Raw genomic sequence first — 20774 nt, 5'->3', positions numbered from 1 at the left:
GAGGGCGGCCACGTCCGGCGTCACGGCGCGGAGCGCGTGTGACGCAGAGGTGAACGACGCTCAGCGGGGGAGCGCGGCCTCGATCGCCTCGACGATCTCGGGAGCGTCCGGCTTCTGCTTCGGCCGGAAGCGGAGCACGTCGCCGTCCGGCAGCACGAGGAACTTCTCGAAGTTCCACTCGACCCGTCCTGCCTTGCCGCCCGCGTCCGGTGTCTCCTTGAGAGCCTTGTAGAGCTCGGCGGCGTTCTTGCCGTTGACCTTGATCTTGTCGTTCACCGGGAAGGAGACGCCGTACGTCGTGGAGCAGAACTCGAGGATCTCGTCTACCGACCCGGGCTCCTGGCCGAAGAACTGGTTGCAGGGGAACCCGACCACGGTGAAGCCGCGGTCGCCGAACCGGCGCTGCAGCTCCTCCAACTGCTCGTACTGCGGAGTGAGGCCGCACTTGGAGGCCACGTTCACCACGAGCACCACGTCGGCACCCAGATCATCCAGTGTCTTCTCCTGCCCCTGGGCGTCGGTGAAGGGGATGGAACGGAGCGCGGAATCGGTCATATGCACAGCTTAGGTCGCCGCATCCCCACCGGCTCCGGGTCTGGGAGAATGGACACGCCATGACTCTCGCCACCGCCCCCGCCCGCCCCCTCCGCATCGGCCCGATCGACCTCGACGTGCCGGTCGTCCTCGCGCCGATGGCCGGGATCACGAACACGGCCTTCCGACGCCTGTGCCGGGAGTACGGGGCCGGCCTCTATGTCAGCGAGATGATCACCTCGCGCGCGCTCGTCGAGCGCAACGAGACGACGATGCGACTGATCCGGCACCATGAGTCGGAGACGCCGCGGTCCATCCAGCTGTACGGCGTCGACCCGAAGACCATCGCCGAGGCCGTCCGCATCATCGTCGCGGAAGACCACGCCGACCACATCGACCTCAACTTCGGCTGTCCCGTTCCCAAGGTGACGCGCAAGGGCGGCGGAGCGGCACTGCCGTGGAAGTCGAAGCTCTTCGCCGACATCGTCGATCAGGCCGTCAAGGCCGCCGGCGACATCCCGTTGACGGTGAAGATGCGCAAGGGCATCGACCGCGACCACCTCACGTTCCTCGACGCCGGGCGGGCCGCCGAGGACGCGGGAGCCGCCGCCGTGGCCTTGCACGCCAGAACCGCGAGCGAGTTCTACTCCGGTCACGCCGACTGGAGCGCGATCGGCGAGCTCAAGCAGGCCGTGACCAGCATTCCCGTGCTGGGCAACGGCGACATCTGGTCGGCGGACGACGCCGTGCGGATGATGGCGGAGACTGACTGCGACGGCGTGGTCGTCGGCCGCGGGTGCCTGGGACGGCCCTGGCTGTTCGGGCAGCTCGCTATCGCCTTCGGAGGAGACGGCAAGACAGTCGATGCGACGCTCGGCTTCGTCGCCGACGCCTTCCGCCGGCACGCGGAGCTGCTCGTCGAGTTCTTCGAGGACGAGGACCGAGGCTGCCGCGACATCCGCAAGCACGTCTCCTGGTACTTCAAGGGCTACCCGGTGGGCGGAGACATCCGCACCGGACTCGCGACGGCTTCAAGCCTGCAGGAGATCGACGACCTCCTCGGCCGGCTTGATCGCGCGGCGCCGTATCCGGGAGCGGACGCCGAAGGGCAGCGCGGACGCGCGGGGCACCCGAAGAAGACCGCCCTTCCGGAGAAGTGGCTGGAGTCGCGCGAGCTCGCGTCGTCGGCTTCGGAGATGATGCGTGGAGCGGAGATCGAGAACAGTGGCGGATGACCCCAGGGGCGGCGCACGCGCCGACGGCTACGACCCGCGCGACGCGGAGCGCTTCATCGCGGAGACCCACCGTTCCGAGCGAGACGACTTCGCCCGCGACCGCGCTCGGGTGCTGCACTCCGCGGCTCTGCGGCGGCTCGCCGCGAAGACGCAGGTGCTCAGCCCCGCCAGTACCGCCGACTTCGCACGCAACCGCCTGACCCACTCGCTCGAGGTCGCGCAGGTCGGCCGGGAGCTCGCGGCCGCCCTCGGGGTCTCTGCGGACGTGGTGGACACCGCGTGCCTGAGCCACGATCTCGGCCACCCGCCGTTCGGCCACAACGGGGAGCGGGCGCTGAACGAGTGGGCCGAGGCGATCGGCGGCTTCGAGGGCAACGCCCAGTCGCTGCGCATCCTCACGCGGCTCGAGGCGAAGGTGCTCGACGCCGACGGCGCCTCCGTCGGCCTGAACCTCACGCGGGCGAGTCTCGACGCGACCTGCAAGTATCCGTGGACGGTCGACAGTCCCGTCCCCGACCCTGGCGGCCGACTGAAGTTCGGCGTGTACCCCGAGGACGAGGCGGTGTTCCGCTGGATGCGCGACGGAGCGCCAGGGCGGCTGCGTTGCATCGAAGCGGAGATCATGGACCTCTCCGACGACATCGCCTACTCGGTGCATGACTTCGAGGACGCGATCGTCAACGGGTACGTCGACGTCGCTCAGCTCGCCGACCCGGCGGCCCACGAAGCCCTGCTCAGCCGGATCCAGCAGTGGGTCGGCTACGACTTCACCCGCGACGAGCTCGCCGACGCCCTCTACCGGCTCGCCTCGCAGCCGATGTGGCTCGCGTCCTTCGACCGCTCCCGACAGGACCTCGCCCGGCTCAAGAACCTCACCAGCGACCTCATCGGCCGGTTCGCCCGCGCGGCGGTCTCGGCCACGCGCGAGGCCTTCGGCGGCACGCGCCTGGTCCGCTACAACGCGCACGTGATCGTGCCCCGCGTCGTCGAGGTCGAGATCGCCGTGCTCAAGGGGATCATGGGTCAGGCGATCGTCACGATCGATGCCAGGAAGGGCGTCTACAAGGAGCAGCGGAGGGTCCTCAAACGGCTGGCCGACGCCCTGTGGTCGACGGACACCCTGTGGTCGGCCGGCGCCGACGTGCTGGAGCCGGCGTTCGCGGCCGACTTCGTCGCCGCCGAGGGCGACGCCGAGCGGGCACGCGTGGTCGTGGACCAGATCGCGAGCCTGACCGATCAGAGTGCGATCGACTGGCACAACCGGCTGGTCGGCGAGATCGACCCGGCTGAGGTCGGCATCTGGACGCCGCGTCATGCGCGCCCCGGGGCGCGCACGCCTGTCGAGAGGCGGCCCGTCGCAGAAGGCGCACGCTGATGCCCCGTATCCGGCAGGCCGACGTCGACGAGGTCAAGGCCCGCACCAACATCGCGGACATCGTGGGGGAGCGCGTCGCCCTCAAATCGGCGGGAGTCGGGTCGCTCAAGGGGCTCTGCCCCTTCCACGACGAGAAGAGCCCCAGCTTCCACGTGCGCCAGCAGGTCGGCTACTACCACTGCTTCGGCTGCGGCGAGTCCGGCGACGTGTACTCCTTCCTCCGCGCCATGGACCACGTGAGCTTCACCGAGGCGGTGGAGCGGCTCGCGGGCCGGATCGGCTACACCCTCCACTACGAAGACGGCGGCCCGGCGCCCGAGACCAGTGGTCGCAGCCGCCTGTACGCGGCGAACACGGCGGCGGCGGAGTTCTTCCGCTCCCAGCTGTTGTCCCCGGATGCCGAGGCCGCCCGCCGTTTCCTCGGGGAGCGCGGTTTCGACGCCGGCGCGGCGGCGCATTTCGGCGTCGGCTTCGCCCCCCGTGGCTGGGACGGCATGCTCAAGGCGCTGACCGCGCAGGGGTTCACCCGTGAGGAGCTGAGCACCGCGGGCCTCGTCTCGACGGGCCAGCGCGGCGTGTACGACCGTTTCCGCGGCCGGCTCGTCTGGCCGATCCGTGACGTGTCGGGGCAGACGATCGGCTTCGGCGCCCGCAAGCTCTTCGACGACGATCAGGGGCCCAAGTACCTCAACACCCCCGAGACCCCGATCTACAAGAAGGCGCAGGTGCTCTACGGGCTCGATCTCGCCAAACGGGACATCGCTCGTGGCGACCCCCGCCGGGTCGTGGTCGTCGAGGGCTACACCGACGTGATGGCCTGCCACCTCGCGGGCTTGACGACCGCGGTCGCGACCTGTGGCACGGCCTTCGGCTCCGAGCACATCAAGGTCCTCCGCCGGGTCATGGGCGACGACAACGCGTCCGGGGAGGTGGTGTTCACCTTCGACGGCGACGAGGCGGGGCAGAAGGCCGCCCTGAGGGCGTTCACCGAGGACGACCGGTTCAACGCGCAGACGTTCGTCGCGGTCGCACCGGACGGCCTCGATCCGTGCGACCTCCGGCTGCAGCGCGGAGACGCGGCGGTGCGCGGTCTCATGGACGCGAAGCAGCCGATGTTCGAGTTCGCGATCGACCGCAAGCTCGCCGGATTCGACCTCGCCACGGTGGAGGGCCGGGTCGGCGCCCTCCGCGCCGCGGCCCCGATCGTCGCGGAGATCCGCGATCGCCTCCTGCGCCCCGGCTACGAGCGGGTGCTGGCCCGCCGTCTCGGCATGGACCCGACCGAGGTGCACGGGGAGGTCGAGCGCGCCGCGCGCGGTGCGCAGGCCGCCGCTCCACAGACGCGTCGGGACGCCTCGCCGCGGGTCGATCCCGCCACGGGCGGACCGGTTGTCGCGGCCGTGACGCTCGCCAGCCTGCCCCGGTCGCCCGACGTCGCCGTGGAGCGCGACGCGCTCATGGGCGCCCTCCAGTACGGTCACCAGATCGACGCGGCGCTGCTGACCCGAGCCCTCGCGGAGCCGTTCCGCACGCCCGGCCTCGATGCGGTGCGGGAGGCGGTCGCGGCGGCCCCCGACCGCAGCCGTGCCGGATGGGTGACGGACGCGGTGAACAGCGTGCGCGAGCCGTACCGTTCGCTCGCCGGCGAGCTGTTGATGACGCCGTTCCCGGCGCGGGACGAGGCCGGCGCGGTGGCGTCCGCGACGGATCTCGCCCGACGGCTGGTCGTGCGCCAGCTCGAGCACGAGAAGCAGGAGCTGCTGGGCGCGGTCCAGCGCGTCCCCGCGGACTCCGACGGCGGACGCGCGCTGCGGGTGCGCCTGCGGGACATCGACGTGGAGCGCCAGCGGTTCTTCGCCGAGTCGTAACCGGAACGGTCCCGGACGAGACGGCAGGATGGAGATATGCCCCGCACGCCCGAATCCTCGAACGCGATCGAGTGCTCCGATCTGGTCATCGACCGGATCGGTCACGGCACGCCCAATCGCGCGGTCGACGGCGTGACGTTCTCGCTCGCCCCCGGCGGGCTCATCTGCGTCGCGGGACCGACCGGCTCGGGCAAGTCGACGCTCGTCGCTGCGCTCGCGGGTTCCACGGATCCCTCCGTGCGCGTCGTCGGCGGCCGGGCGCAGGTCTGCGGCATCGACATCCGTCGTCCGGGTCGCAAGCACCGCATCCTCACCTATCGCACGGGCTTCGTGCCCCAGGGCGCCGGGGCGGATCTGCCGCCGCAGCTGACGGTCAACGAGGTCATCGCTGAGCCGATCCTCATCCGGGAGAAGCGCGTCAACACCCGCGCGCTCTCCATCCGGGTGGCGACGCTCCTGGATGAGCTCCACCTGCCGCTCGGGACCGCGGCGAAGTTCCCCTACGAGCTCAGTGCGGGCATGCGCCAGCGGGTCGCGATCGCCCGCTCCTTCGTGCTGGAGCCGCGGGTGCTCATCGCCGACGAGATCCTCGCGAACCTCGATCTGGAGGTGCGACCGGTCGTCTTCGACGCCATCACCCGGCGCCGCAAGGAGGAGGGGATGGCGGCTCTCCTCGTGACCAACGACGCGGACTTCATCCGGGAGCTGAACGCGGAGACCCTCATGCTGCGCGGGGGCCACGTCGTTGCGCGGGGTGTCGGCAAGGACCTGCTCTGGGTGCCGAATGCGGAGTCGGATTCCCGCCGCTGAGCGCGACACGCCCGAGGGTCGCGGAAGGCGCCCCGGTGTCACGAACAGGGTCTCGAGTTTGCTAAGCTTGACGAGTTGCCCGCTCCGCGGCGCACATTCCTCGGTAGCTCAATTGGCAGAGCAGCCGGCTGTTAACCGGCAGGTTCTTGGTTCGAGTCCAAGCCGGGGAGCCAACGAGAGAAGCCCCCTCCACGGAGGGGGCTTCTTCCGTTCCCGGACCGCTCGGTGGCATGCCCGGACACAGGAAGAGCCCCTCCTGGCGGAGAGGCTCTTCCTGTCAAAGAGAACGGCTCAGCCGACGCCCTCCATGGCGCTCGTCTCGGTGTTGCCGATCCGGGCAATCACGTCAGGGCGGCGACGGGCGAGGTAGGCGTACCGGGTCAGCGCGAGAGCGACGGTCACGAGGAACACGTACGGGATCACGTTGTACGGGAAGGCCGGCACCGGCCACACGTTCGCGAAGAAGACGTACGCCATCGTCACGACCGCGACCGTGGCGCACATCTTCACGAGACCGTTCCGCATCTTCGCCCGCTGCGTGTAGACCACGCACGCGATGGCGACGAGGGCGTAGGCGACCATGTAGCCGTAAGTGCCCCAGGTGTTGACCCAGACGAGGATGTCGCCCGTCGCCGCTCCCGCCACCAGCAGCACGATGTCGACCGTGATCGCCGCGGCACCGGCGAGGATGAGCACGCGGTGCGGCGTGAGGTGCTGCTCGTGCGTGCGTCCGAAGCGCTCCGCGACGACGCCTTCCTTGCCCATCACGTAGACGATGCGGCCGATCACGTTGAGCGGGGCGACGACGACCGCGAAGAACGACGCCGAGACGCCGAACGTGAGCACGGCCGCGAACCAGCCCGGCATGCCGATCAGGGCGGACATGCTCTCCAGCGGGCTCGCGGCGGTGGCGAGGTCGTCGCCGAGGACCGCGATCTGCGTGTACGCGGCGAAGACGTAGAGCACGCCGACGCCGAGGGCGCTCCACATGATGGCGCGGGGGATCGCCTTGTACGGCTCCTTGGCCTCGCGGCCGAGGGCGTCCGCAGAGGAGAAGCCGACGAAGCCCAGGATGCCCAGCACCATGCCGGACGCGATGCCCTGGAACGACGAGCCGGTCGCGAGCACCTGCGCAGGGTCCCACGCGGAGGGGCCCGCCCACGCGAGCGCCGCGATGAGCAGCACGAGGATGATGCCGACGGAGAGCAGCTCGAGGACGAGTGAGACCCGGGCGGACAGGCGGATGCCGCGGATGGTGAACAGCGTCGCCAGGCCGCCGAGCAGGATCGCCAGGCCGATGTCCCAGCCGAGCCCCTGAGCGGGCAGGCCCAGCATGCTCAGGAACTGTCCCATGTAGCTGACCGAGCCGCTGAGGGAGGCCGCCGCGATGCCGAAGCAGCCGATCAGCAGCGTCACGCCGGCGAGGAAGGCGCCGAACGGGCCGAGGCCCTTCGACACGTAGGTGTACAGCGAGCCCGCGGAGGCGTGCTTGCGGGCGAACACCACCACGCAGTAGCCGACGCACAGGATCACGATGGTGGCCAGTGCGAAGGCGTAGATGGTGCCGTTCCCGGCGCCGAGGAAGATGGCGGCGGCCGTGAAGGCGATGACGGCGCTGGGGGCGATGTTGGCGATGGCCTGGGCGGCGAGCTCGGGTCCGCTCATGACGCCGGTGCGGAGCCCGGCATCCTGCGGGGCGCCGGGCGGAGCGACGACGGTGTCTGACATGGTTCTCCTGGATTCGGGTTTCAGGGGTGGGAGCCGCGCGCGGCGGTCAGGGGATGAGGAGGGTGCGCAGTGCCGAGCCCCCGTCGAGGTCGTCCAGGGCCGCGGCGGCCTCGGAGAGCGGACGGCGACCGGAGATCAGCGGATCGATCTTGAGCTGCCCGTCCATGTAGCGGTCCACGAGCGCGGGGACGTCGATCGACGGCCGCACCGAGCCGTAGTTCGAGCCGAGGATGCGCTGGTCGGCCTCGGCGAGGACGAGCGGCTCGAACGAGGCGCGCGCTCCCGTGGGCGGCAGCCCGACGATGACGGCGGCGCCACCGAGACCGAGCATCTGGATGGACTGCTCGGTCGTGGAGGTCCGGCCGATCGCGTCGAAGGCGTAGTCGACGCCGTCCGGGATGAGTTCGCGCAGCTGGGCCACGGCATCGCCCTGGGAGGCGTCGATGCGGTCCGTGGCCCCGAACTGCAGGGCCATCTGCGTCTTCTCCGGACGAACGTCGATCGCGACGATGCGCTCCGCCCCGGCGAGACGGGCGCCCTGGACGACGTTGAGCCCGACGCCGCCGCAGCCGATGACGGCGACGGTCGACCCCGGTTCCACGGCGGCGGTGTTCAGGACGGCGCCGACACCGGTCGCGACCGCGCAGCCGACGACCGCGATGACGTCGAGGGGCGCGTCGTCACGGACCTTCACGGCTCCGGATGCGGGGACGACGACCTCCTCCGCGAAGGACGAGACGCCCAGGTAGTGGTGCAGCTGCTCGCCGTCGCGGCTCAGTCGGGACGTGACGTCGAAGAGCACGCCGAGGGGAGCTACCACGGTCGCGACCTTCTGGCACCGGGCTTCGTGCCCGGCGCGGCAGTACCGGCACTCGCCGCACGGCGGCACCCAGCTCAGCACGACGTGGTCGCCGACGGCGAGCGTGGTGACGCCCTCGCCGAGTTCGGTGACGACGCCGGAGCCCTCGTGCCCCATGACCAGGGGAGCGGCGGCATCCCACTCGCCGCGCTTGACGTGCAGGTCGGAGTGGCAGACGCCGGCGGCGGCGATGCGCACCCGCACCTCACCGGCGCGGGGCGGAGCGAGGTCGACGTCGACGAACTCGATGGGCGACTGGGGGTCGCGGAAGACAACAGCTTTCATGACATCCTTCGGAAAGTGGGGATGCGCACGATGCTAGGAGAGAGCGGAAGGCCTCGGCATCCGACAGAAGCGTGAACTGAATGGTCTCTCTTCGACAATCTGTATGATCGGAGGGTGGCTCGTGACGTCGCCTCCGTGGCCCGATATCTCCGCGGGGAGCTGCTGCCCGGCGCCGTTCCCGGTGCGCGGCCCGTCAACGCGGTCGTGCCCCTCGACGACTTCGGTCCGCCGGTGGATCCGCTCCATGCGACGCTCGTCGTGGCCGAAGAGACCTCGCTCCTCGGCGTCGCCGGCGACCGCCGCGCCGCGCTGGGGGAGGCCGTGGTGGTCACCAGCGCCGACAGCCTCCGCCTTCGCGAGGCCCTGCGGGACGCGGGGATCACGGCCATCATCGGGGCCTCCCTGTCGCCGCCGCTGCTCGTACCGACGCTGACCTCGCTCCTCGCCGTCGATCAGGCGGCGGAGGCTCGCGCCATCACCTCGGCGATGCGGGTGCTCACGCTGGCGGCGCGACGCAGCGGCATCACCGGCGTCATCGCCGAGCTCGCACACCGCATCGACGGGTGGGCGGTGCTCCTGGATCGGCACGGCGAGGTCATCACCACGGCCGGTGCCGGGAGCCTGCACATCGACGATGCGATCGCCGTCGCCGTCGGCCGACCGGTGCGGGTGCGGCATCGCGCCCTGCAGGTGCACCCGGTCGGTCCCGGCCAGGACATCAGCGCGCAGCTCGTGACCGCTCCGCGCAACGACAGCTCCGGCCGCGGGCGGGAACTGAGCTCCCAGGCCGCGGCGCTGCTCGATCTCCTGATGCGCACCCGCGACAGCAGTCAGCTGGAGCGCCTGGGCCGCTCGATGATGTTCGAGACCGTGCGCGAGGGAGGGGAGGAGGCCGCTCGTCTGCTCCGTCGCTGGGGTGTGCACGAGCGCGTGCTGGTGGGGTTCGCCCTCGCCTCCCGTACCAGCGGCGTCGACGTCGAGCATCTGCTCGGCCTCTGGCTCGACGAACTCGGCGCGGAGCACGTCTTCACGTCGCAGCGGGGAATCGTCCAGGGCGTCGTGCGCGAGGACCATGCCGACCAGATTGCGCATCGCGCCAGGGCCTTCGCGTCGACCCTCTATCTCGGCCTCGGCCGACCGGCAAGCACCGATGCTCTCGCACGCAGCATCGACGAGGCGCGGCACGCCTGCGAAGCCGCGCGCACCGGGGGCGAACGCGTGGTCCGCTACGAGGCCATCCCCACGGTGTCGTTCGTGCTCGGGGCCTTGGATCCGGATCAGACCACGCGCCTCGCGCGTCTGCTCGACCCGCTGCGCGCGGCCGAGCGGCCGGCCGAGCTCCTCGACACGCTCCGGGTGTTCCTCGCGTGCAACGGGGCATGGAGCGAGAGCGCGGCGCGGCTGCGCATCCACCGCCAGACGCTGACGACGCGCGTCCGACGGATCGAGGACCTCACGGGTCTTTCGCTGTCCGATCCGGACGACCGCGTCGCGGCGTGGCTCGCTCTCCGCGCCGCAGACGGCTGAGCCGTGGCACGGACGACGAAGGGCCCCGCCTCGCGGCGGAGCCCTTCGTGAAGATGCGGTCTGATCAGCGCGCGGCGCCCTTGAGCGATCCCTCGACCTGTCCGGCCGGGTCGATGATGATGCACTGGATCACGCGGTCGTTGGCCTGCTCCCACGAGTCCTTGCTGGGGGTGAGCGTGGTCACGTCCAGGGCGGACTCCTGGTAGGAGACGCCGACGAAGGACGTGTACGCGTCGCCGATGCAGTCCTCGGACGCGGCGCCGATGGCCTCCTCGGAGTAGTCGCCGTCGTCCATCTTGATCTCGTAGAAGACCTCTTCGTCGTGGGGCTCGGAGCACGGCACCACGTTCGCGTCGGTGAGCATCCCGGAGCCGGTCTCGAGCATGCAGTCGCCGAGCTTCACCGAGAAGACGTCGATGTTCGCGCTCTCGGTGACCTGGCCGGTCTCCTCATCGCGGTCGGCGTCGGCGCGACCGCCGCCGAGGATGCTGTTGATCGCGCTGCAACCGGTGAGAGCGAGCGAGACGGCGACGGCCGAACCGGTGAGCACGAGTGCGCGACGGGTGCGCGACTTCATCATGGATTTCCCCTTCAGAGCGTGACGCGGGGCATGCTGAATATCCCCGCCGCGAACACGCTATAGTGCCCGGAGTCTATGACGCAACTTGAAGGATGCTGTGCGTGGGCTGAGTGAGATCAGCCCTCGAGGTCGTCCACGCCGGGGAGCCAGCTGGCCCCCGGACGCCCCCAGCCGCGCTTGCGCGCGATCTTCTGCGTCGTCTTCCAGTCGGAGTCCGAGAGGCGGTCGATGTAGAGCACGCCGTCCAGGTGATCGAACTCGTGCTGCATGATCCGAGCGCGCCAGCCGTCCACCTCCAGCGTGACCGGGCTACCGTCCAGATCCGTCGCCGTCACCCGCACGCGGTCGGACCGGCGCAGCGGGAACCGCTCGCCCGGGAAGGACAGGCAGCCCTCGGACTCCAGCTCGGGGTCCGGCGCGCCCGGCTCCGTCGGCGTCATCCACAGTTCGGGATTGATGAGCACGCCGCGCCACGGCTGGTCGTCGTCGTCGACATAGGAGTACGTGTAGATCCGCAGCGGCACCCCCACCTGGGGAGCGGCGAGACCGACGCCGGGCGCGGCGTCCATGGTCTCGAACATGTCGGCGACGAGGGTGCGGATCTCGTCGGTGATCGCCTCGACGGGGGAGGCGGGGGAGTGCAGGACGGGATCGCCCATGATGCGAATCGGAAGGACAGCCACGTCACAACCCTAGTCGGCGGCACTCTCCGGGTAGGGTCGTACTGTGAGCGCAGGGGTGTGGATGGGGACGGTCGAGGACGTCGGCGACCAGCTGGTCGGAGCGTTCCAGAACCCCGGCCTGCTCCTGGGGATCCCGCTGGCTCTCGCCGGTGCCGTGTTCATGTCGCTCGGCGCGCAGTACCAGCACCGGGGCGTGGAGAAGGTCGAGCGGCTCAGCGGCTCCGACGGCGCCGCCGGCCTCAGCTTCGATCAGCTCAAGCGCCTGTTCACGCGCCCGTCCTGGGTGGTCGGGACGCTCATGCTGGGTCTCGCGATCGTCTGTCAGCTCGCGGCCCTCGTGAAAGCGCCGCTGATCGTGGTGCAGCCGCTCGGCGCCATCGCCCTCGTCATCACGACGCTGCTGAATGCCCGCGTCTCCGGACACGCCCCCACGCGGCAATCCCTCACCGCGATCATCGCCTGCGTCGGTGGCATCTTCCTGTTCGTGTTCTTCGCCGCGATCTACGCCACGGAGAAGGAGGTCACGGACCGCGAACTGTTCGTCATCCTCGCGATCCTGCTCGTCGTGATCATCGTGCTCGGGGCGTGCTGGCTCATCCTCCGGCATCGGATGCGGGCGCTGTTCTACATCATCGGCGCCGGCATCCTCTATGGTTTCGTCGCCACCCTCGCGAAGGTCATCATCAAGCGCATCGAGGCCGGCCAGTTCGAGTGGATCACCGCGGTCTGCCTGCTCGCGTTGCTCTCGGCGGGTGCCGTCGGCGCGTACTTCGTGCAGACCGCCTACAGCTCCGGTCCGCCGGACCTCGTCATCGCCGGTCTGACAGTGGTCGACCCGATGGTGGCCGTGCTCATCGGCATGCTCGTGCTCGGTGAGGCCGCGGCGGCTCCGTGGTGGGTCTTCATCATCTTCGGCGTCGCCGGCAGCATCGCCGTCTGGGGCGTCGTCGGGCTCGCGCGATTCCACCCGCAGGTCCTCAGCGAGAGCCAGGAGCTCGGCATCACCCGGGGAAGCGACCCCGCCACCCCGCCGGCTGCTCCGGCATCGGGTGCGCCGGAGCAGCCGGACCCGCGTGAGACACGCGGCCCCGACGCTCAGTAGGCCTGGTCGATGAGGTCCGGAGAGACCTCGGACGCCGCCGCCTCGTCGACGAAGAACACCGTCCGCTTGCGGCCCTTCGCCCCCGCGGCCGGAACGCTCGTGTAGCTGGCGCCGGCGAGAGCGAGGCCGAGCGCCGATGCCTTGTCGGCACCCGTCAGGACCAGCCACACCCGCTTGGACGCGTTCAGCACCGGGCGCGTCAGGGTCACGCGCTCGGGCGGGGGCTTGGGGGAGTCCCGCACGGGGAGCGCCGCGGCATCGGTCACGGTGACCTCTTCCCGGTCCGGGAAGAGCGAAGCGATGTGGCCGTCGGGACCGACGCCGAGGAAGCACACGGCGAACGAGGGCCACGGATGGTCCTCGGTGCCGAACCGGGCGAGCTCGGCGGCGTACGCGGCGGCGGCCTCATCGAGGTCGAGTCCGCTGTCGGATCCGGCGACTTCGTGCACGTTCTCCGCGGGGAGCTCGATGTAGTCGAGCAGCGCCTCCCGCGACTGGAGGGCGTTTCGCTCCGCGTCCTCCCGCGGAACGAATCGCTCGTCACCCCACCAGAAGTGCACGAGGGACCAGTCGATCTCGGCGGATCGCGGGTTCTCCCGGACGGCGCGCAGGACGGCACCGCCCATCGACCCGCCCGTCAGGGCGACGTGAGCCAGACGGCCGTTGCGCGTCCGCGCGCGGACACGGGTGAGGAAGCGATCGGCGACCCGGAGGGCGAGGGCGGCGGGGGTGGCCTCGACCACGACCCGCTTCTCTGCGGATGATCCCGGCATCGAGGTCACTCTCCTGTCTCGGGCGGACCGAGCTTCTCCCAGCCCTCCGTGATCACTCGACCGTACAGGACGTCGGGGTCGAGCCGGCGCAGCTCCTCCGCGAGGCACTCGCGCAGCGTCCGCCGCGGCAGGTGGAGGTCATGGTCGGGCTGGTTCGGCTGGGTGAGCACGGCGACGCCGGGCGACGGGCGCTCGAGGAGGATGTCGCCGGACTCCCGGGTGAGGCGCACCGACTTGATGCCCTCCTGCCAGTGCTCCGGGTCCTCGTACGACCACCGCACCGGGACGTCCAGTGCCATCTGCAGCCACGCGGCGAGCAGCGCCGTGGAGGGCGAGGCGCTCCCACCCCGGACCTCGACGGCGGTGATGGTCTCGTACGGCGGCTGGTCCAGCACCGCGGCGAGCTGCTCGCGCCAGTGCGTGAGGCGCGTCCAGGCCAGGTCGGTGTCGCCGGGGGCGTGCGTACGCCCGAGGAGGGCGAGGCGGTCGCGGACATCCGGGGACGTGGCGGCGTCGGTGATCCGGCGCTGGGCGATGCGGCCGAGCGGCGACGTCGCGGGAGAGGTGGGGGCCTCGTCCGGCCACCACGCCACCACCGGGGCGTCCGGGAGGAGCAGCCCGGTGAGCAGGCTCTCCTCGTTGCTCGCGGCGGCGCCGTGCGCGTGCAGCACGACGACCTCGCTCGCCCCGGCGTCTCCGCCCACGCGGATCTGCGCGTCGAGGCGGGACTCGCCGTCGCCGGTCGTCAGCACGATCACGCGCATCGGGTGCTCGCGCGACGCATCGTTCGCCGCGTCGATCGCGGCTTCCGCGACGCCCTTGCGGGCAGCGATGACCAGGGTGAGGACGCGGCCGAGGGCGACGGCGCCACCCTCCTCGCGCACCTTGACGAGCTGCTTGGCGACCTGGCTGACGGTCGTGTCGGGAAGGTCGATGATCACGGGCGTCTCCAGACTCGTCCGTCGCGGGCCAGCAGGTCGTCGGCCGAGGCCGGTCCCCACGAGCCGGGCGCGTACTGCTCCACCGGACCGCCCTGGGCGGCCCAGTACTTCTCCACCGGGTCGAGGATCTTCCAGGAGAGCTCGACCTCCTCGTGCCGCGGGAAGAGCGGCGGGTCGCCCAGGAGGACGTCGAGGATCAGACGCTCGTACGCCTCCGGGCTCGCCTCCGTGAACGCGTGGCCGTAGCCGAAGTCCATCGTCACGTCGCGGACGTTCGTGCCGTTGCCCGGCACCTTCGAGCCGAAGCGGATCGTCACGCCCTCGTCGGGCTGGACGCGGATCACGAGGGCGTTCTGCCCGAGCTCCGAGGCGTTGCCGCGGCCGAACAGGTGCTGCGGCGCGCGGTTGAACACCACGGCGATCTCCGTCACCCGTCGGCCGAGGCGCTTGCCCGTCCGCAGGTAGAACGGCACGCCGGCCCAGCGTCGGGTATCGATCTCCAGCTTGATGGCCGCGTAGGTCTCGGTCGTCGACTCGGGGTTCATCCCCTCCTCGTCGAGGAAGCCGGTGACCTTCTCGCCGCCCTGCCAGCCGCCGGCGTACTGTCCGCGCGCCGTGGCGAGGGAGAGATCCTCCGGCACGTGCACCGCGGCGAGGACCTTCTCCTTCTCGGCACGCAGGTGCTCGGCGGAGAGGCTGATGGGCTCCTCCATCGCCGTGAGCGCGAGCAGCTGGAGCAGGTGGTTCTGGATGACGTCGCGGGCGGCGCCGATCCCGTCGTAGTACCCGGCGCGACCGCCGACGCCGATGTCCTCGGCCATCGTGATCTGCACGTGATCGACGTAGTTGCGGTTCCAGATCGGCTCGTACAACTCGTTGGCGAAGCGCAGCGCGAGGATGTTCTGCACCGTCTCCTTGCCGAGGTAGTGGTCGATGCGGAAGATCGAGTCGGCGGGGAACGCCACCTCGAGGGCCGCGTTGAGAGCGCGAGCCGACTCGAGGTCGTGCCCGAACGGCTTCTCGATGACGACGCGCCGCCAGCGCTCGTCGTCGTCCGCGTCCTCGCCCACGAGCCCCGATTCCTTGAGCTGCTTCGCGACGAGCGGGAAGTCCTTCGGCGGGATCGAGAGGTAGTAGGCGTGGTTGCCCATGGTGCCGCGTTCCACGTCGAGCTTCTCGACGGTCTCCCGCAGCTTGCGGAAGGAGTCGGGGTTGTCGAACTCGCCGGAGACGAACCGGATGCCCTGGAGCAGCTGCGTCCAGGTCTCCTCGCGGAACGGCGTGCGGGCATGCTGCTTCACCGCGTCGTAGACGACCTGGGCGAAGTCCTGGTCCTCCCAGTCGCGGCGGGCGAAGCCCACGAGCGCGAAGCCCGGGGGCAGGAGCCCCCGGTTCGCGAGATCGTAGACCGCCGGCATGAGCTTCTTGCGGGACAGATCACCCGTCACGCCGAAGATCACGAGGGCGCTGGGTCCCGCGATCCTGTTGAGACGACGATCGTCGGGGTCGCGCAGCGGGTTGTGCCCGCGCGAGATGGGTACAGACATCGGTGGGGGCTCTCCTGCGGTTACTTCTGTGCGGCTTCGAAGAGGGCGAGCACGTCGTCCGAGGACTCGGTGATCGTCAGCGAGACGACGGGCCGTCCATGCTCCGCGAGCACACCCGCGTCGCCGGCCGCCTGCGCCTGGATGAGCTGCCCGAACGTGAACGGGCGGTCGGGGATCTCGAGATCCACGTCCGTGCGCTCCAGGATCTGCAGGAACACGCCCTGGGCGGGGCCGCCCTTGTGGTACTGGCCCGTGGAGTGCAGGAAGCGCGGTCCCCAGCCGAACGTGGTCGGGCGCCCGGAATCGGCGGCGACGAGCTCGCGCAGGCCCTGGAGCTGCGGCACCTCGAGGCGGTTGACGTAGGCCTGGATGGACACGTAGCCGTCGGCGGGGAGCTGGGCCCAGAGTGCGTCCAGCACGCCTTCGACCGTGCCCGAGACGGCGAGGGCGGGGTCGGAGACCCGCACCTCGACGCCGTTCTCGACGAATGCGGGTGCCGTCGGCTCCGGTCGGGCGTCGAGCAGGCCCCGGGCGGCGACCTTGGCCGACTCGACGTCGGGCTGGTCGAACGGGTTGATGCCGAGGAGGTGCCCGGCGATGGCCGTCGCGTACTCCCAGACGATGAACTGCGCGCCGAGCGTGCCGCTGACGAGGATCTCGCCCTCGTGCCGCTCGTGCAGGTGGAACTCGTTGGCGTCGTCGACGAGACGCACGATCTGGAGGTCGGCGGGGACCGGGTCGAGCTCCGGCGAGACCGGGAGCAGGACGACCGGGAGGATGCCCGTGCCCTCCTTGCCCGTGGACTCGGCGATGAGCTGCTCGATCCAGTCCGGCAGCCCCTTGATGTGCGTGCCGTCGGTGATCAGACCCAGCTTGTCGCGGCGGGGGCTGGTGGCGGCGATCGCCGCCCCGAGACGGAGTGCGGGGTTGTCGGCGGAGTCCACGGCCACCTCGAGCATCGAGGCCTCGGCCTCGTCCAGCAGCTCGTCGACGTCCACGCCCGCGAGCCCCGAGGGCACGAGACCGAAGGCGGTCAGCGCCGAGTAGCGGCCGCCCACGTTCGGGTCGGCGTTGAAGACCCGGTAGCCGGCCTCGCGTGCCGAGGCGTCGAGCGGGGAGCCGGGGTCGGTGACCACGACGATCCGCTCGGTGGGATCGATGCCGAGGTCGCGGAAGGCGGCCTCGAAGGTCCGGCGCTGCGAGTCGGTCTCGACCGTGGAGCCCGACTTCGACGACACGACGAGGACCGTCTCGGCGAGACCCTCGTCGAGCGCGGCGAGCACCTGCCCCGGGGCGGTGGAGTCGAGGATCGTGAGCGGGACGCCGGACGTCTGCGCGATGACCTCGGGAGCGAGCGACGAGCCGCCCATTCCGGCCAGCACCACGCGGGTGACACCCTTGGCCGCGAGCTCCTCGCGCAGCGCGACGATCTCCGCGACCAGCGGGCGGGAGACCGAGACGGCCTCGACCCAGCCGAGGCGGACCGACGCCTCGGCCTCGGCGGCCGGACCCCAGAGCGTGGCGTCGCCGCCGGTGATGCGGGAGGCGACGAGGTCGTGGACCAGCGCCGGCACTGTCTCCTCGATGGCGACGCGCGCCGGGCCCGATGCGTGGATGGCGAAGGTCATCGCTGTGCCTCCAGAGCCTCGGTGACCTGCGCGAGCAGATCGTGCCAGGAGTCGATGAACTTCGCGACCCCCTCCTCCTCGAGCACCTCGGTCACGGCATCGAAGTCGACGCCCACCTCGGCGAGCCCGGCGAAGACCTCGCGGGCCTCCTCGTAGCCGCCGGTGATGGTGTCTCCCGTGACGACGGCGTGGTCGAACGTCGCCTCGAGGGTCTTCTCCGGCATCGTGTTGACGACGCCGTCCGCGACCAGCTCCGTGACGTAGAGCGTGTCCGGCAGCGCCGGGTCCTTCACGCCGGTGGACGCCCACAGCGGGCGCTGGACGTTGGCGCCGGCGGCGAGGAGATCCTGCGCGCGCTTCTCGGCGAACGTCTTCTCGAAGAGCTCGTAGGCGAGTCGGGCGTTCGCCAGCCCCGCCTTGCTCTTCAGCGCGGTGGCCGCGTCCGTGCCGATCGCGGTCAGGCGCTTGTCCGTCTCGGTGTCGACCCGGGAGACGAAGAACGAGGCCACGGAGTGGATGGTGGACAGATCGATGCCCGCCTCCTTGGCACGCTCGAGGCCCGTGAGGTATGCCTCGATGACCTCGGCGTAGCGCTCCAGGCTGAAGATGAGGGTCACGTTGACGCTGATGCCGTTCGCGATGGCCTCGGTGATGGCCGGGAGGCCGGCCTTGGTCGCCGGGATCTTCACGAGGAGGTTGGGCCGGTCGATCCGGTCCCACAGCTCCTTGGCCTGCGCCACGGTGCCGTCGGTGTCGTGGGCGAGGTCGGGGGAGACCTCGATCGAGACGCGTCCGTCGACGTGACCAGACTCCTCCCACACCGGGCGGAAGACGTCGAGCGCGGCACGGACGTCCTGGGTCGTCGCGGCGAACACGGCGTCCTCGGCGGAGGCTCCGGACGCGGCGAGCTCAGTGACCTGCGCGTCGTAGGAGGTGTCGTTCTTGTCCGTGATCGCGTTCGCGAAGATGGTCGGGTTCGTGGTGACGCCCACGACGTTGCGCGACGCGATCAGCTCGGCGAGGTTGCCGGAGGAGATGCGGGTGCGCGAGAGGTCGTCGAGCCAGATGCTGACGCCAGCGGCGGCGAGCTGGGCGGTGGGGGTGCTCATGCGTTCTCCTTGATGGTCTCGCGGGCGGCCGCGACGACGGCCTCGGTGGTGATGCCGAACTTCTCGAAGAGGGTCTTGTAATCGGCGGAGGCGCCGAAGTGATCGATGCCGACCGACCGGCCGCGGTCGCCGACGATGCCGCGCCACGTGAGCACGGAACCGGCCTCGACCGAGACGCGGGCGGTGACGGACGACGGCAGCACGCTCTCGCGGTAGGCCTCGTCCTGCTCCGCGAACCACTCCAGCGAGGGGGCGGAGACGACGCGGACGTTCACGCCCTCGCCGGCGAGCACCTCGCGGGCGTTCACGGCGAGCTGCACCTCGGAGCCGGTGGCCACGATGATGACGTCCGGCGTGCCGCCCGGCGCCTCGGCCAGGACGTAGGCGCCCTTGGCGGCCTGGGCGGCGGAGGCGAAGGTGTCGCCCGAAGCCTCGCCCTCGCCGCGCGGGAACACCGGGATGTTCTGGCGGGTCAGCGCGATGCCGGCCGGGCCCTCGTGGCGCCGGAGGATCTCGAGCCACACGGCGGCGGTCTCGTTGGCGTCCGCCGGACGGACGACGGCCAGGTTCGGGATCGCGCGCAGCGTCGCGAGCTGCTCGATCGGCTGGTGCGTCGGGCCGTCCTCGCCGAGGGCGACGGAGTCGTGCGTCCAGACGAAGACGCTCGGCACGTTCATCAGCGCGGCCAGGCGCACGGCCGGACGCATGTAGTCGCTGAAGATGAGGAACGTGCCCCCGAAGGCGCGCGTGGGGCCGTGCAGCACGATGCCGTTGACGATCGCGCCCATGGCGTGCTCACGGATGCCGAAGTGCAGCACCCGGCCGTACGGGGTGCCCGACCACTCGTGGGTCGACCACTCAGCCGGGATGAACGACGGTGCGTCCTTGATCGTCGTGAGGTTCGACTCGGCGAGGTCGGCGGAGCCGCCCCAGAGCTCGGGGAGCTGCGCCGCCAGCGCGTTGATGACCTGGCCGGACGCGGCGCGGGTCGAGACGTCCTTGCCGGCCTCGAAGACGGGGAGTGCGTCGGCGATGTCGGCGGGGAGCTCGTGGGCCTCGACGCGGTCGAGCAGGGCCTTGCGCTCGGGGTTGGCGGCCGCCCAGGCATCGAACGACTCCTGCCAGGCGGCGCGGGCCTCGGCGGCGCGCTCCGCGAGGCCGCGCGTGCGCTCCAGCACCTCGTCGGCGACGACGAAGGTCTGCTCCGGGTCGAACCCGAGGACCTTCTTGGTGGCGGCGAGCTCGTCGGCTCCGAGCGCCGATCCGTGGATCTTCCCGGTGTTCTGCTTGCCGGGAGCCGGCCAGCCGATGATGGTCTTGAGGATGATGAGCGACGGCTTGTCGGTCTCGCCCTTGGCCGCCTCGATCGCGGCGTGGAGCTCGGCGACGTCCTCCACGTACTCGCCGGTCTTCTTCCAGTCCACGGTCTGCACATGCCAGCCGTAGGCCTCGTAGCGCGCGGCGACGTCCTCGGTGAAGGCGACGTTCGTGTCGTCCTCGATGGAGATCTGGTTCGAGTCGTAGATCGCGATGAGGTTGCCGAGCTGCTGGTGGCCGGCGAGCGAGGAGGCCTCGCTGGTGACGCCCTCCTGCAGGTCGCCGTCGCCCGCGATCACGTAGACGAAGTGGTCGAACGGGCTCGTGCCCGCTGCGGCCTCGGGGTCGAAGAGGCCGCGCTCGTAGCGGGCGGCGTACGCGAAGCCGACCGCCGAGGCGAGGCCCTGGCCCAGCGGGCCCGTGGTGATCTCGACGCCCTTGGTGTGGCCGTACTCGGGGTGACCGGGGGTCTTCGAGCCCCAGGTGCGGAGCGCCTTGAGGTCGTCGAGCTCGAGCCCGAACCCGCCGAGGTAGAGCTGCACGTACTGCGTCAGCGACGAGTGGCCGACCGACAGGATGAAGCGGTCGCGACCGAGCCAGTCGGTGTCGGTCGGGTCATGCCGCAGCACCCGCTGGTAGAGCAGATAGGCGGCGGGAGCCAGACTCATCGCCGTGCCGGGATGACCGTTGCCGACCTTCTCGACCGCATCGGCCGCCAGGATCCGGGCGGTGTCCACCGCGCGTCGATCGATCTCGTCCCACTGCAATTCCGACACGTTCATGCCCTTTCCGACAGTTTCGAGGGCGCCGGTATTCCCTGGCGCATCCGCAACTTCCCTGGCGCATCCCGCATCGTCCGGGAGACGGGCGGGG

The 20774-nt window shown here is 70.6% G+C and carries 17 protein-coding genes and 1 tRNA gene; 7 read left to right on the top strand and 11 right to left on the bottom strand.

What is annotated here, in order from left to right; genetic code table 11:
• Positions 1 to 60 precede the first annotated feature (60 nt).
• Positions 61 to 555, bottom strand: coding sequence for a glutathione peroxidase (locus DW296_RS12570; protein WP_060922173.1), 495 nt, complete (start codon positions 553 to 555; stop codon positions 61 to 63).
• A gap of 59 nt (positions 556 to 614) precedes the next feature.
• Here DW296_RS12570 and dusB point away from each other — a divergent pair, with 59 nt between their 5' ends.
• The 5 genes from dusB (at position 615) to DW296_RS12545 (ending at position 5995) form a co-directional block, all read left to right on the top strand.
• Positions 615 to 1769: a tRNA dihydrouridine synthase DusB gene (gene dusB, locus DW296_RS12565; RefSeq protein WP_136052497.1), complete on the top strand. Its 1155-nt coding sequence runs from the start codon at positions 615 to 617 to the stop codon at positions 1767 to 1769.
• The gene (locus DW296_RS12560; RefSeq protein WP_136052496.1) at positions 1759 to 3144 is read left to right on the top strand and encodes a deoxyguanosinetriphosphate triphosphohydrolase; all 1386 of its coding nucleotides are present in this window, start codon (positions 1759 to 1761) and stop codon (positions 3142 to 3144) included. Before dusB ends, DW296_RS12560 begins: the two co-directional genes overlap by 11 nt.
• Positions 3144 to 5012: a DNA primase gene (gene dnaG / locus DW296_RS12555; RefSeq protein ID WP_136052495.1), complete on the top strand. Its 1869-nt coding sequence runs from the start codon at positions 3144 to 3146 to the stop codon at positions 5010 to 5012. The genes DW296_RS12560 and dnaG overlap by 1 nt, the downstream gene beginning before the upstream one ends.
• A 36-nt stretch (positions 5013 to 5048) precedes the next feature.
• Positions 5049 to 5822: an ATP-binding cassette domain-containing protein gene (locus DW296_RS12550; RefSeq protein WP_025103667.1), complete on the top strand. Its 774-nt coding sequence runs from the start codon at positions 5049 to 5051 to the stop codon at positions 5820 to 5822.
• Positions 5823 to 5919: 97 nt separating this feature from the next.
• Positions 5920 to 5995 (top strand) — tRNA-Asn (locus DW296_RS12545).
• Between the two features lie 118 nt (positions 5996 to 6113).
• Here DW296_RS12545 and DW296_RS12540 read toward each other — a convergent pair.
• Together DW296_RS12540 and DW296_RS12535 are read right to left on the bottom strand one after the other, a co-directional pair.
• Positions 6114 to 7550, bottom strand: a complete 1437-nt coding sequence (locus DW296_RS12540) for an APC family permease (RefSeq protein WP_136052494.1) — start codon at positions 7548 to 7550, stop codon at positions 6114 to 6116.
• Between the two features lie 46 nt (positions 7551 to 7596).
• A complete protein-coding gene (locus DW296_RS12535) occupies positions 7597 to 8694 on the bottom strand; it encodes an alcohol dehydrogenase catalytic domain-containing protein (protein WP_136052493.1) in 1098 nt (365 codons plus the stop codon).
• A 114-nt stretch (positions 8695 to 8808) separates the two neighbouring features.
• Here DW296_RS12535 and DW296_RS12530 point away from each other — a divergent pair, with 114 nt between their 5' ends.
• Complete coding sequence (locus DW296_RS12530) at positions 8809 to 10221, top strand: PucR family transcriptional regulator (RefSeq protein WP_136052492.1); 1413 nt, start codon at positions 8809 to 8811, stop codon at positions 10219 to 10221.
• A 64-nt stretch (positions 10222 to 10285) separates the two neighbouring features.
• On the opposite strand, the gene DW296_RS12525 is transcribed toward DW296_RS12530, so the two are convergent.
• Together DW296_RS12525 and def are read right to left on the bottom strand one after the other, a co-directional pair.
• Positions 10286 to 10801: a hypothetical protein gene (locus DW296_RS12525; RefSeq protein WP_136052491.1), complete on the bottom strand. Its 516-nt coding sequence runs from the start codon at positions 10799 to 10801 to the stop codon at positions 10286 to 10288.
• 116 nt (positions 10802 to 10917) lie between these two features.
• Positions 10918 to 11484 (bottom strand): peptide deformylase, encoded by a 567-nt coding sequence (gene def, locus DW296_RS12520; RefSeq protein WP_082750022.1) that lies wholly within the window; start codon positions 11482 to 11484, stop codon positions 10918 to 10920.
• A 61-nt stretch (positions 11485 to 11545) separates the two neighbouring features.
• Here def and DW296_RS12515 point away from each other — a divergent pair, with 61 nt between their 5' ends.
• Positions 11546 to 12586, top strand: coding sequence for a DMT family transporter (locus DW296_RS12515; RefSeq protein ID WP_105949946.1), 1041 nt, complete (start codon positions 11546 to 11548; stop codon positions 12584 to 12586).
• Here the strand turns inward: DW296_RS12515 and pgl are convergent.
• From pgl to tkt, 6 genes are read right to left on the bottom strand one after another with little or no spacing between them, the layout of a single operon-like run.
• Positions 12580 to 13359, bottom strand: a complete 780-nt coding sequence (gene pgl / locus DW296_RS12510) for a 6-phosphogluconolactonase (RefSeq protein WP_205807985.1) — start codon at positions 13357 to 13359, stop codon at positions 12580 to 12582. The genes DW296_RS12515 and pgl overlap by 7 nt on opposite strands.
• A gap of 5 nt (positions 13360 to 13364) precedes the next feature.
• Positions 13365 to 14300: a glucose-6-phosphate dehydrogenase assembly protein OpcA gene (locus DW296_RS12505; protein ID WP_060921903.1), complete on the bottom strand. Its 936-nt coding sequence runs from the start codon at positions 14298 to 14300 to the stop codon at positions 13365 to 13367.
• Entirely contained in the window at positions 14297 to 15847 is a 1551-nt protein-coding gene (zwf, locus tag DW296_RS12500; RefSeq protein ID WP_071329489.1) for a glucose-6-phosphate dehydrogenase, read from the bottom strand. Before zwf ends, DW296_RS12505 begins: the two co-directional genes overlap by 4 nt.
• 20 nt (positions 15848 to 15867) lie before the next feature.
• Positions 15868 to 17475 (bottom strand): glucose-6-phosphate isomerase, encoded by a 1608-nt coding sequence (locus DW296_RS12495; protein ID WP_136052489.1) that lies wholly within the window; start codon positions 17473 to 17475, stop codon positions 15868 to 15870.
• Positions 17472 to 18584: a transaldolase gene (gene tal / locus DW296_RS12490; RefSeq protein ID WP_136052488.1), complete on the bottom strand. Its 1113-nt coding sequence runs from the start codon at positions 18582 to 18584 to the stop codon at positions 17472 to 17474. The genes DW296_RS12495 and tal overlap by 4 nt, the downstream gene beginning before the upstream one ends.
• A complete protein-coding gene (gene tkt / locus DW296_RS12485; RefSeq protein WP_126893156.1) occupies positions 18581 to 20677 on the bottom strand; it encodes a transketolase in 2097 nt (698 codons plus the stop codon). Before tkt ends, tal begins: the two co-directional genes overlap by 4 nt.
• Positions 20678 to 20774: the final 97 nt, after the last annotated feature.

The sequence above is a fragment of the Microbacterium sp. K36 genome (assembly GCF_004794355.1).
GTDB classification, from domain to species: domain Bacteria; phylum Actinomycetota; class Actinomycetes; order Actinomycetales; family Microbacteriaceae; genus Microbacterium; species Microbacterium paraoxydans_D.
Note: the sequence above shows the minus strand (reverse complement) of the source record. Positions and strands in the feature narration are given on the sequence as shown.

Coding starts and splice junctions, on each gene's coding strand:
- DW296_RS12570 (WP_060922173.1), bottom strand. CDS start 555: ATGACCGATTCCGCGCTCCGTTCCATCCCCTTCACCGACGCCCAGGGG.
- dusB (WP_136052497.1), top strand. CDS start 615: ATGACTCTCGCCACCGCCCCCGCCCGCCCCCTCCGCATCGGCCCGATC.
- dnaG (WP_136052495.1), top strand. CDS start 3,144: ATGCCCCGTATCCGGCAGGCCGACGTCGACGAGGTCAAGGCCCGCACC.
- DW296_RS12550 (WP_025103667.1), top strand. CDS start 5,049: ATGCCCCGCACGCCCGAATCCTCGAACGCGATCGAGTGCTCCGATCTG.
- DW296_RS12540 (WP_136052494.1), bottom strand. CDS start 7,550: ATGTCAGACACCGTCGTCGCTCCGCCCGGCGCCCCGCAGGATGCCGGG.
- DW296_RS12535 (WP_136052493.1), bottom strand. CDS start 8,694: ATGAAAGCTGTTGTCTTCCGCGACCCCCAGTCGCCCATCGAGTTCGTC.
- DW296_RS12525 (WP_136052491.1), bottom strand. CDS start 10,801: ATGATGAAGTCGCGCACCCGTCGCGCACTCGTGCTCACCGGTTCGGCC.
- DW296_RS12515 (WP_105949946.1), top strand. CDS start 11,546: ATGGGGACGGTCGAGGACGTCGGCGACCAGCTGGTCGGAGCGTTCCAG.
- pgl (WP_205807985.1), bottom strand. CDS start 13,359: ATGCCGGGATCATCCGCAGAGAAGCGGGTCGTGGTCGAGGCCACCCCC.
- zwf (WP_071329489.1), bottom strand. CDS start 15,847: ATGTCTGTACCCATCTCGCGCGGGCACAACCCGCTGCGCGACCCCGAC.
- DW296_RS12495 (WP_136052489.1), bottom strand. CDS start 17,475: ATGACCTTCGCCATCCACGCATCGGGCCCGGCGCGCGTCGCCATCGAG.
- tal (WP_136052488.1), bottom strand. CDS start 18,584: ATGAGCACCCCCACCGCCCAGCTCGCCGCCGCTGGCGTCAGCATCTGG.